This is a genomic window from uncultured Thalassospira sp. (assembly GCF_963976115.1).
Classification (GTDB): domain Bacteria; phylum Pseudomonadota; class Alphaproteobacteria; order Rhodospirillales; family Thalassospiraceae; genus Thalassospira.
Map to the genome: position 1 here is coordinate 196,719 of NZ_CAXBJJ010000004.1, position 11,230 is coordinate 207,948.

The 11,230-nt window shown below is 55.8% G+C and carries 9 protein-coding genes; 4 read left to right on the plus strand and 5 right to left on the minus strand.

Translation table 11 applies throughout. The features are described 5' to 3' along the window. The first annotated feature begins 98 nt into the window (after positions 1 to 98). Positions 99 to 989: a DUF1932 domain-containing protein gene (locus AAC086_RS06145; protein ID WP_339776577.1), complete on the plus strand. Its 891-nt coding sequence runs from the start codon at positions 99 to 101 to the stop codon at positions 987 to 989. A gap of 82 nt (positions 990 to 1,071) precedes the next feature. Here the strand turns inward: AAC086_RS06145 and AAC086_RS06150 are convergent, their stop codons facing one another. Further along, complete coding sequence (locus tag AAC086_RS06150) at positions 1,072 to 2,292, minus strand: LysR family transcriptional regulator (protein WP_339776578.1); 1,221 nt, start codon at positions 2,290 to 2,292, stop codon at positions 1,072 to 1,074. A gap of 143 nt (positions 2,293 to 2,435) precedes the next feature. On the opposite strand from AAC086_RS06150, the gene AAC086_RS06155 reads away from it, so the two are divergent. The 3 genes from AAC086_RS06155 to AAC086_RS06165 are packed head-to-tail and all read left to right on the plus strand — an operon-like array spanning position 2,436 to position 4,895. Continuing rightward, positions 2,436 to 3,173: a PIG-L deacetylase family protein gene (locus AAC086_RS06155; protein WP_339776580.1), complete on the plus strand. Its 738-nt coding sequence runs from the start codon at positions 2,436 to 2,438 to the stop codon at positions 3,171 to 3,173. After that, positions 3,173 to 3,844: a 4-carboxy-4-hydroxy-2-oxoadipate aldolase/oxaloacetate decarboxylase gene (locus tag AAC086_RS06160; protein ID WP_339776583.1), complete on the plus strand. Its 672-nt coding sequence runs from the start codon at positions 3,173 to 3,175 to the stop codon at positions 3,842 to 3,844. The genes AAC086_RS06155 and AAC086_RS06160 overlap by 1 nt, the downstream gene beginning before the upstream one ends. Then, positions 3,837 to 4,895, plus strand: coding sequence for a 4-oxalomesaconate tautomerase (locus AAC086_RS06165; RefSeq protein ID WP_339776584.1), 1,059 nt, complete (start codon positions 3,837 to 3,839; stop codon positions 4,893 to 4,895). Before AAC086_RS06160 ends, AAC086_RS06165 begins: the two co-directional genes overlap by 8 nt. Before the next feature lie 12 nt (positions 4,896 to 4,907). On the opposite strand, the gene AAC086_RS06170 is transcribed toward AAC086_RS06165, so the two are convergent. The 4 genes from AAC086_RS06170 to AAC086_RS06185 all read right to left on the minus strand — a co-directional run bounded on the left by AAC086_RS06170 (position 4,908) and on the right by AAC086_RS06185 (position 11,173). After that, on the minus strand, positions 4,908 to 7,109 hold the full coding sequence (locus AAC086_RS06170; protein ID WP_339776587.1) for a site-2 protease family protein: 2,202 nt from the start codon (positions 7,107 to 7,109) through the stop codon (positions 4,908 to 4,910). 5 nt (positions 7,110 to 7,114) lie between these two features. Continuing rightward, a complete protein-coding gene (locus tag AAC086_RS06175) occupies positions 7,115 to 8,464 on the minus strand; it encodes an HlyD family efflux transporter periplasmic adaptor subunit (protein WP_339776589.1) in 1,350 nt (449 codons plus the stop codon). Positions 8,465 to 8,618: 154 nt separating this feature from the next. After that, positions 8,619 to 9,560: an efflux RND transporter periplasmic adaptor subunit gene (locus AAC086_RS06180; protein WP_339776590.1), complete on the minus strand. Its 942-nt coding sequence runs from the start codon at positions 9,558 to 9,560 to the stop codon at positions 8,619 to 8,621. Then, complete coding sequence (locus AAC086_RS06185) at positions 9,557 to 11,173, minus strand: TolC family protein (protein WP_339776591.1); 1,617 nt, start codon at positions 11,171 to 11,173, stop codon at positions 9,557 to 9,559. The genes AAC086_RS06180 and AAC086_RS06185 overlap by 4 nt, the downstream gene beginning before the upstream one ends. Positions 11,174 to 11,230: the final 57 nt, after the last annotated feature.

The window sequence follows — 11,230 nt, forward strand, 5'->3', positions numbered from 1 at the left end:
GCCAAATCCTTTTAAACACACAATAATTACCTTGCCCCAAAGAAAAACACCACGATTTGACGGGGATCGCCCCCGCCCCGCAAGAAGGACACACGAATATGACGATTGACCAACAGGCTGTTGCCTTTTTGGGTTTTGGCGAAGCCGCGATGGCCTTTATCAAAGGCTGGGGTGCAAACCGCCCCGCCAGCATTAAGGCGTTTGACATCAAAACAAACGACCCCGACGTTGCCATTCGCGATGCCAAAAATGCCGATTACCAGAAACTGACTGTTTTAGGGGCGGTAAGTGCCGCTGTTGCCATGGCCGATACCCGTGCCGTGTTTTCGCTTGTCACCGCCGATCAGGCGGCTTTGGTAGCCCAAAATGCCGCCACTTCGTTCCCCAAAGGCGCTTTTTTCTTTGATTGCAATTCCTGTGCGCCGGGCACCAAACGCCGCAATGCCGACATCATCGAGGCTGCAGGCGGGCGTTATGTTGATGTTGCCGTCATGGCGCCGGTTTACCCGAAACTGCACAAAACCCCGCTTTTGCTGTCAGGTCCCCATGCCGAAGCGGGCCTTGCCTATCTTGCGGCCCTTGATATGGCCCCGGCCATTGTCGAAGGTGACATCGGTGCAGGTTCATCGATCAAAATGATCCGCTCGATCATGATGAAGGGCATGGAAGCCCTGTTTGCCGAATGTGTTTTGGCCGGTCGCAAGGCAGGCGTCGAAGAGGCCGTTCTGGCATCGCTCGATAAAACCTATCCCGGTTTCGATTTCCCTGCCAAGGCTGGTTACATGCTGGAACGTTCCATGACCCACGGCATTCGTCGGGCTGCCGAAATGGAAGAAGTGGCCTTGACCGTGCACGAACTGGGCCTTGCCAATGACATGGCCAGTGCCACCGTTCAATGGCAGCGCCGCATTGGCACCTTGAAACTTGATGCGGGCGAGCTGGAATATCAGGACCGCGCCGACATGATCCTCAAGGCACTCGAAGACTGATTTAACACCGGGCAACGAGAACCAATCAAAGGGTAGCGATCTTATACGCTGCCCTTTTTTCATTATCTGCTCCGCCATCGCCCTACCAGATCTCGTTCGCACGGCGACCAATATCGGTTAAACGGGCAAGAAAATCGCTTTGAATCGCGGTTGGCGACCATCCTTTGCGCGTGGTAATGCCGATTGGGCGTTCGGTGTCTGATAAGGCAAATGGCAGGCGGCGCAACTCGCCATATTTTTCTTCCTGGGCAATTTGGTGGCGCGAAATAATGGTCAGCTGGTTGCTGGTTGATAACAACCGGCGAATCAAAATCAGCGATCCGGTTACAATCACGCTTTGCGGGCGCAGCCCGCCCTCGGGGAACATGGTTTCAAAATATTCACGGGTTGGCGCGCCCAGGCGCGGCACCACCCAGGCACAGGCCGCCAGGTCATCAATGGTAATGGTTTCCTTGCGCATCAAAGGATGATTAACCCGCGCTACAATTGCCAGCGGATCGTTAAACAGTGGGGTCTGCACCACATCCTCGACCGGTACCGGGTCGCGCAATGCGCCGATCAGAATATCAATATCGCCATGCCGCAGGGCAAACAGCAATTCACGGTACGGCCCGTCAATAATGCTGATCCGGGTATCGGGGAACTGCCCCAACAAATCGTTGACGGCAGCCGGTAAAATCGCACTGCGGGCCAACGGCATACTGCCAATGGCAACGCGTCCGCCACGCCCGCCTTTCCAGGCTTCAATTTCATCATAGGCCTGGTCCAGTTCCATCAGCGCCAGTTTGGTATTCATCACCAGAATTTCGGCCAGCTTGGTCAGCAAAATGCCACTGCTGGCTTTTTCAAACAAAGGCACCCCGCACAGATGTTCCAGATCGCGGGCCGCACGGTGCAGCGAGGGCTGCGACACCCCGATCGACCGTGCCGCCAAACTGAAATTTCCCGCTTCGGCGATGGCAACAAGGGCGCGCAATTGCACACTGGTCACCAGATGATGTAATTTTGCCGTTTGCCCGTGCTGGCGGCGCGCACTGCGCATAATCTCTGCCATGCCCGTTGCCAGATAATACTGCATCCGCACCACGCGGTTCACAAACATATGACCAATATCGGTGGGAAACACGCCTTCGGGCCGTCGGTCGAACAAAACACTGCTCAAAACGGCCTCCAGCTTTGCCACTGCCTGTGTCACCGCTGGTTGCGACATGAATACTTCATTGGCCGCAGCACTAAAACTGCCCGTCCGCAAAACCGCCTCACAGGCGCGTAAATGCTTAAGATTGGGAATAACCACGGCCATCTATTCACTTTCGTGTTTAACGCATCGCAAACAAACTATAGAAAAAAATTATAGCCATTGTCACGGGTTCTATTTCCTCAAACCAACGATCCCGCATAGGTTCAGACCCACAAAATCAAAGATCCGAAAGGGAGTTTAGAAACGTGAGCGATACCAAGCCGACAGCACTCGTGATCAGTGCCCATTCAGCCGACTTTGTCTGGCGTTGCGGCGGTGCCATCGCCCTGCATGCGGCCAAGGGGTATAATGTCAGCGTTGTTTGCCTGTCCTACGGGGAACGCGGCGAGTCTGCCAAGCTGTGGAAGAAAGAAGGCTGCACGCTTGAGCATGTCAAAACTGAACGCAAGCGTGAAGCCGAAAACGCCGCCCGCGCCTTGGATGTGCATGATATCGAATTTATGGATCTGGGCGATTACCCGCTGGAAGTGGGCCGCGATGCCAAACTTAAACTGGTCGACATCATCCGCAAGGTTCAACCCAAATTCATGCTCAGCCACAGCTTTGTCGATAATTACAATACCGACCATTCCCTGGCGACCCGGGTTGCCATTGAATGTCGCATGATCGCACAAGCCTGGGGTCATAATCCCGGCGAAAAGGTTTTGGGCGCGCCACAGCTTTACCTGTTTGAACCCCACCAGACCGAACAGATGGAATGGAAACCCGACCTGTTTTTAGACATCACCGATGTTTGGCATAAAAAATGGGCGGCTATCGCGTGCATGGAGGGGCAGGAACATCTTTGGCATTATTATGAAAATGTTGCCGAAAACCGCGCCAACCATTTCCGGCGCAATTCTGGCGGACAGGCCGGTGGCCGGGCGGCAAAATACGCCGAAGGCTTCCAGTCGGTCTATCCGCGCACAGTGGATGAACTCTGATGGGTAAAGTTGTCCAAAACATTTCAAGAACCGATCTGGCAATTGTCGACGGTTTGGGAAAATGCGGTGTTGCCACCGTACACGAGGCACAGGGCCGCACCGGTCTTTTACAATCGCATATGCGCCCGATTTACCCGGGTGCGCGCGTGGCTGGCAACGCGGTAACGGTTTCCATCGCCCCCGCCGATAACTGGATGTTGCATGTCGCAGTCGAGCAATGCCAGGAAGGCGACATTCTGGTAGTTGCGCCGACATCGCCTTGCGACACCGGCTATTTCGGCGAATTGCTGGCGCGATCGTTAATGTTTCGCAAAGTCCGCGGCCTGATTATCGAAGCGGGTGTGCGCGACGTGCGCGATTTAACCGAAATTGACTTTCCGGTGTGGTCAAAGGCCGTTTCGGCACAGGGCACGGTCAAGGAAACCATCGGGTCGGTCAATGTACCGATCAGCATCGCCGGGGCCATCGTCAATCCGGGCGACGTCATTGTTGCCGATGACGATGGTGTCTGTGTTGTGACGCACAAAAATGCCGCCGAAACACTGGAAAAATCATTGGCCCGCGAAGACAAGGAAGCCCGCACCCGCGCCCGCCTGATGAAGGGTGAACTCGGCCTGGATATTTACGACATGCGCGAAAAACTGGCTGCCAAGGGGCTGAAATATGTCTAACGGCATTCGCTGCATGTGGATGCGCGGCGGCACGTCAAAGGGCGGATATTTTCTGGCCGATGACCTGCCCGCCGACGCAAACAGGCGTGACGAAATTTTGCTGCGCGTCATGGGCTCGCCCGACCTGCGCCAGATTGACGGCATGGGCGGGGCCGACCCGCTGACATCGAAGGTTGCAATTGTCAAAAAATCCACCCGGCCCGGTGTCGATGTTGATTACCTGTTTTTGCAGGTCTTCGTGGATCAGGCCGTTGTCACCGACAAGCAAAACTGCGGCAACATGCTGGCCGGGGTTGGCCCCTTTGCCATCGAGCGGGGCCTTGTGACCGGGCAAAATGGCGAAACCGAGGTCAGCATTTACATGGAAAATACCGGTCAAACCGCCATTGCCACCGTTCAAACCCCCAATGGCCAGCCCGATTATCGCGGCCCGGCCCGCATTGACGGGGTGCCGGGCACGGCGGCGGGCATCCCGCTGCTATTTACCAAAACGGCAGGGTCCACCTGCGGCGCTTTGCTGCCCACCGGCAACGCGGTCGATATTATCGACGGTATCGCCGTTACCCTGATTGATAATGGTATGCCCTGCGTGGTTTTGGCGGCGTCCGATCTGGGCATTACCGGCCAGGAAACCCGCGCAGACCTTGAAGCCAACGAAACCCTGCGCACCCGGCTGGAAAAAATCCGTCTGGTGGCTGGCCCGATGATGAATTTGGGCGATGTCACCACGGCATCGGTTCCCAAAATGTCGATGGTATCCCCGGCCGTCAACGGCGGCACCATTTCCACCCGCACCTTCATTCCCCATCGTTGCCATGCCTCGATCGGGGTTTTGGGCGCGGTCAGTGTCGCCACCGCCTGCCTGTTGCCAAACAGCCCGGCCAACAAGGTTGCCACCTTTGAAAAGGGGCAACATCTGTCGCTGTCGGTGGAACATCCAACCGGACAGATGGATGTGATCCTGAACCTGGATGAGACCGGCACCGTCACCCAGGCCGGAACATTGCGCACGGCACGCAAGCTGTTCGATGGGCAGGTCTTTATCGATTAACGTATATTTCCTTTAAAACGACATTTCCCGGATGACGGCGGCGGCCACCGCCTGATACATCCGCACCGCCAGACTGCGGGCCGGGGCATCAATTTCAAGCGTACCACGCAAAATGGTTTCCAGCTTGCGGCCTTTGCTATCTCGCGGCGGCGTAGCGGCGGAGCTTGGGGTGCCTGGTCGGATATCTGGTTGGGCCACCACATATCCCGATACCCGATAAACCGCATCAACCGGAACAAAACCACCATTATTATTAGGCCGCGCGGCCAACGGCCCGCCATTGGTCGAACTTAATGCCGGGGCTTCCAGTATGGGGGAATTAAACCGGTCAACCCGGTCGATTTGCACTGCCAGAACCGGGCGGGTGATCTGGTCGGGGTAAAAACGCGCAGTTGCCGTTGGCGGCAAGCGCATGACATCCCCTTGCGACACATAACCGATCAAACGCTGCGTGCCATACTGGTCCACAATCCGCATCAGGTTCTTACGGCTGCCAATCCAGCTTTGCCGATGGACAATGTCGGTAACATCACGCACCACGCCATCCATGGGGGCGCGTACCATAAGCTGCACCTGGCGGGCATCCAGCCCGGCCAAACTGGCACGAAACCGCAAAACCTCCTGCATCTGGCTTGCCACATCGTCCCGAAACTGGTTGCTGCTGCGGGACTGGGCGAGCGTTATTTCGGCTTCGCGCAATTGCAAGGCCATACTGCGACGCTGACTGGTCAGCTCTGGCGATTGCATACGCAGCAAAACATCGCCCGCCTTTACCTCGCTGCCTTCCTCGACCAGCACATCTTCAATTACACCCGCCGCCGGGCTGATAATTTCGGCATCCCCTGCCGCCTGCAATTGCGCACTGGCCGAAATGGTGGTGCGCCATGGCACGATCAGAATGGCAATTCCGGCCAGAAAAAGAACCAGCACGGTAATATTGGCAATTGTCCAATGGGCGTGGTTCCGCATTTTCCACCACATCCTTATTTCATTGATAATCGGCAGCAAGATGAACCACAGAATTTCCACCCCGAACAGGACAATGCCCAACACCTTGAAAAACAGGTGATACACAACCAGCGCAATGCCCAAAAACAAAAAGAACCGGTAAACCCACACGGCCACCGAATAGGCAATCAGAACGCGCTTTCGGTGCGCACTGGCCGGTTCGGGCGGCGGCACATTCAAGGCAAACAAAAACTGCCGCAAAGACCATTTGGTCATGGCAAAGGCGCGGTTTTGCAAATTCGGTATCCGCCAATAATCCGACAGCAAATAATAGCCATCAAAACGCATCAGCGGGCTTAGATTGATCAAAAGCGTGGTAATCCAGGTTGCCGATGCCATTAAAAAAACCGCACTGCGCGCCGGGCCGTTCGGCACCACATGCCATAAAAAAGTCGCCACCAGCGCCAACATCAGCTCCACCCGGATGCCTGCCGCCGCAACACGGAGCTTTTCATGGCGTTTGGTCAGCCGCCAGGCATCGGATGTATCGGTATAAAGCACCGGATACATCACTAAAAACGCCACCCCCATGGTCGGCACCCGGCAGCCATAGCGCCGTGCGGTATAGGCATGGCCCAGTTCATGCAGGATTTTAACCGCCGTTAGTGTTATCGCCATCCAGACGATGCCCTGAAAATTGGCAAAACCCATAAAGGTTGCCAAAAATGCATCCCATTGGCGCAGCGTCATAACGATGCCAATCGCACCGATGGCTATGACCAGCCATTTGATAAAAGCGGACGCGAAAAAATCGGCCAGCCATTGGGTTTGCGCCAAAAAACGATCCGGCCGGAACAAGGGCACGCGAATGAACAGGTAATTATGGATCAGCCATTTCCACAAAGGGGGCTTGCCTGCATTGGCAATGCGCGAAAATTCCGCTACGGCATCCTGGCCGACGCGCATTAACAGGCCACTTCCGTGCAAAAACGTTATCAGGTTGCGAATATCGGTCGGGGTCGGGGTTAAAACGGTTTCGTGCGCTATACGATCTAACAAAAGCGATGCCTTGCCCAACGACCAGCGATGCAGCATTTCAAAGGCGGCATAGCCAATGCGGAAATACCGGTTTCGCACCGGGTCGTGAATAGTCCAGCAAGGTGCGCCATATTCGTCATTCTCGGCAGGCAGCAGGCGCAAATCCTGGCGCAGCGGGGGCAAGGGAATGTCCTCGCTCTGCCCCGCCATGTTTGCCACCGTTACCATTGCCGTTACATCCCGATTTTCTGGCGCAGGGCCACAATCGGCCGACGCAATAAAAACAGCACCAATGGCACTTCATCACCCAGCAGTTTGGCCGATCCTTTAAGGCCAATACGCGGCGGCGGGGTGTCGGCACCAAAACGGGCAACGGCGCGATAGGCCAGCACCCCTTCAGGTGTTCTCACCGGCTGATAGGATGAAAGTTCCAATGTTGCCGAAACCGAATGCAACGGGTCCACATCTAAAAACAACCGCACATCGGCACCGGGCTCCAGGTTAATCGCATCCGAGACCGGAATGTAAATTGCCAGTTCCGCCTGATCGGCCCGGGCCAGCGACATCACCTGTTCGCCCGTCGCAACCGGGCGCCCGCGCCAGCGATTGGGGTCGCCAAACACGGCAATGCCGTCCACCGGCGCAATCACATTGACCTGCGATAATTGATAGCTGGCATATTGTGCCTGTTCCTGGCGCAAGGCCAACCGCGCCTTGCGAAGTGCCACCTCGGCCCGGCCCTTGGCATCGCCAAAGGCCTGTTGGGCCGCACGGCGCAGCTCGGCATCGGCCTCGTCAACCGATCGCAACGCCACTTCATAATTGGCGCGCAGTTCGGCATCCTCGAACGAAAACAACACATCCCCGGCCTTTACCTCGGCATTGGGGCGGACATTGATGTCGCGAATAACACCGTTAATCGGGGCGGCCACGGGCACCGGGTCATGGGCAATCACATCGGCCGGGGCAATCACACTTTGATGCACGGGCAACGCCAAAGCCGCCAGCAGGGCAACCGCAACACCAATGCCAACAAATTTTTTTGCGCCCGGCCGTGATTTGCGCAACCGGGCGGACGGCTTTAAAAGCGAATTCCAGGCATGACCGATTGAATCGGCAAGCTGGTCTAGCAATACCCGTTCAGCATCTTGCCACGGTGCCGTACGGATTAAAATCAAGCCGCCAATTTCGCCGCCATCCGGGGCGTTCAGGGGTTGCCAAAACACATGGGCGGGCAAAAACTCCTGCCATTCCGCCTGCAATTTTTCCGGTACTGCTTCTCGTGCCAACAGGCCGGGTTTGCCTAACCCGCCTGTCGCGCCAAGTGTTTTCAGCAAGCGTTCGATAAACCGGATATAGGGGGCATTGCGATCCAGTGTCGGCACATTTGACACCGAAAGGGCACGGTATTTTGCCGCCCCGGTTTTGGCAACCAGCACCGCTTGCTGATAGGCTATCAACCGCCTTGGTTCGCTGACCACGGCAAACCGGAATGCCGTTAAATCAGCGGCATGACGGATCGATCGCTCGATCCCCATCAGCAGCGCCCAGGGGGTGTCACCTATCGAGTTTTCTTGCGCCATAAAGGGATCGTCGCCTGTTGTAAGGGGGGATAAAAACGGGGTGCCGGGTTAGAAAAACGACCGAAAAAATAGCAATCAGAAACGCAACGACCCTTAATCTGGCAGCAAATTAAAGGCCGCTATCGGGGTTAAGGCTCTACTATGCCAACCTCGGTTATGGGGAAACATGACCATCAACAACAGCACGTCCGCTCATGCCGGGCAGCAAGGTTTTTGTATCATTGCCAAGTGCTGCATAGATTTTCACCGTCTGGCTCACCGGGTCAATCCGCGCCCCAATGCGCGCCACCTTGGCCCGAACATCGCCGTCGGTTTCATCAATATGGACTATAATCGCCTGTCCCACCTTTAACCAGACAAGCCATTGCGACGGCACAATCAATTCCAGTTCAAGGTCGCCAGACCCGACAATTTCAATCAACTGATCGCCAGGATTGGCGGTTTGATAAGGCTGACTGTGCCATTCCACGACCGCACCGGCATAAGGGGCGGTTATTTTGCAGCGGCTTAAATAAACATCCTGAAGCTGCAATTGCGCCTTGGCACGCTCAACGGCGGCCTGTGCCATGACCACGTCAAGTTCGCCCACCGTACGCAATTCAGCCAAACGTTGCTGGGCTTTATATTGGGCGTCGGCCTGGCGTAAATCGGCGGCAACGGCGGCCCGCTGTGCCCGATAGGCCGCACAATCAAACACCACCAAAACATCCCCTTTGGCAAACCGTGTGCCGGGTCGTTTGGGCATATCGGCAATACGCGCAGGAATTTCGGCCGATAACAACGCCCGGCTGCGCGTTGTCACCAGGGCGCGGGCTTCGCTCATCGTCTCCGCCGCCGGTGTTAGGTCCACATTGCCATAAACAGGGCGACGCCCAATATCGGCACGATCGTCAGGCATCGGCGTCGTCATGCCCGGTGCGTTATTATAAGCACCCGACGGGCGCGTTGCGACAGGCCCGGTTGCAGGAGCAACCGATTGTGCAAATACAGTGATGGGCAGCATAAAGCCGCCCACCAGTATCAACAAACCCAAACACACCGCATGGGCATGTGCAAATCGACACACCTGACCATCCTTCAGGGCACCTGCTGTCATTGCTGTGCCTGCGCGTGGTTTTCGATCATCGCGGTATCATGTCCGTCCGTCACGGCTTTCCCGTCGGGGTCTGTGACAACATCATCCGTGGCAACAACACCACGGGCATCAAACTGGCCATTTTGCCACTGGGTCATCACGGTCTGAATCCCGTCGGCAATAGTGTCAAGCGAGTCATCGGCAACATCGCCCGGCAGCGGATCAACACCAATGGAGGAAAAAACCTGACCATAGGCCGCCTGCAAATCAGCATAGGCCATGTCGCGTTGCAGCCCGGAAAGCAAGGAACGCACCTGCGCGCGAATTTCATCACTTTCCCCCACCGTATTGGCCGATCTTTGCGCCTGCATGCTGTTGACAATACGGCCCTGCACGTTTGAAATCCGGTCTGCCAGCTTGAAATCGTCCAGTGCATGGTTAAAGCGCAATTGCGCGATATTCACCTGGCTGATCACGGCCATGCTCAGCGCAAGACTACGTACTTTTGACAGTTCAATTTGCGTATCGGCCAGCTTCATGTTTGCAGGTGCTTTAACAATCTGCATCAGATTCCACGACAGGTTTAACGCCCCGTCATACCAGCGCGAATTCACCTTATAGCTATCGGTCGTATGATTGATCCCGGCTGAAAAATTCAGGCCCGGCACCATCTGGATCAGGGCAATTTTTGAATCCCGCTGATTGATCCGCAACTGATACGCCTCGGAGCGCAATTCAGAACGGTTATGCAGCGCTTCGAGTTCAAGCTGATCCGACGTCATGGCGATGAACGGCAAAGGATGGCTATCGGTGCTGCTATCAAGCAGGGTAAATTTGCTGTCAGGATGAATATTCATCAAAACAGCCAGTTCGGTGCGCGCTTCCACCAGTTGACGTCGGCGGGTTTCCAGCTCGCGCAGGGTGACAAGCAGGTCTTCCTGATAGCTTAACGCATCCAACTGCCCGCCAAGGCCTTCGTCGACCTGCTTTTGCGACCGGCCAAGGGCCCCGCGAACCCGGTCCAGAACCGGGTCAAAATCCTTGAGCGCACGATCGGCCGCGACGGCCCGCCAATAGGCACCACGGGTTTCATTGACCACACTATGGATCACCTGACGGCGACGTTCGCTCACAATCAGGGCCATATCGGCCTGCTGATGGGCACGCATATAACCAATGGCAAAATCCAGCACATTCCAGCTTACCGAAAGGTCGGATTTGCGAATGCTGCGGTCCGAACTGACAGAGGTTGATGTCTGTTGCTCGTTAAACGTACTGTCGCGATTATTTCGCGTGGTCCAGCCGGTTTTCGCGACCACATCGGGCAGAAGGTTTACATTGGCAACATCAAGCTGACCCATCGAAACCGCTTCTTCCATCAGCTTCAAGCGATGGTCAAGATTATATTTCAATGCCCGGGCAATCGCGTCATCCAGTGATAACGGACCGTCTATCTTTTCCTGATTAGCAAACAACCGGCTTAAATCAGCCTGCACACGACTGTCGTTTTCAGCCTGCGTCAAGGGCTCCGGCGTTACCGCACAGCCCGCCAAAAGAAGTGTCCCCAAAACGGCGGCAGGAACAAAACCCTTCCGCAAACGTAACCCGCTTAAACGCGCAGAATTGTTAAACAATTCCGATCTCCCCTTATTTCTGCCCGCTCCTGGTGCAACGGACAGCCCCAAAACCAA

Excerpts from the sequence above, each read along its gene's own strand:
- AAC086_RS06150 (WP_339776578.1), bottom strand. The coding sequence starts at position 2,292 with ATGGCCGTGGTTATTCCCAATCTTAAGCATTTACGCGCCTGTGAGGCG.
- AAC086_RS06165 (WP_339776584.1), top strand. The coding sequence starts at position 3,837 with ATGTCTAACGGCATTCGCTGCATGTGGATGCGCGGCGGCACGTCAAAG.
- AAC086_RS06145 (WP_339776577.1), top strand. The coding sequence starts at position 99 with ATGACGATTGACCAACAGGCTGTTGCCTTTTTGGGTTTTGGCGAAGCC.
- AAC086_RS06160 (WP_339776583.1), top strand. The coding sequence starts at position 3,173 with ATGGGTAAAGTTGTCCAAAACATTTCAAGAACCGATCTGGCAATTGTC.
- AAC086_RS06180 (WP_339776590.1), bottom strand. The coding sequence starts at position 9,560 with ATGACAGCAGGTGCCCTGAAGGATGGTCAGGTGTGTCGATTTGCACAT.
- AAC086_RS06170 (WP_339776587.1), bottom strand. The coding sequence starts at position 7,109 with ATGGTAACGGTGGCAAACATGGCGGGGCAGAGCGAGGACATTCCCTTG.
- AAC086_RS06175 (WP_339776589.1), bottom strand. The coding sequence starts at position 8,464 with ATGGCGCAAGAAAACTCGATAGGTGACACCCCCTGGGCGCTGCTGATG.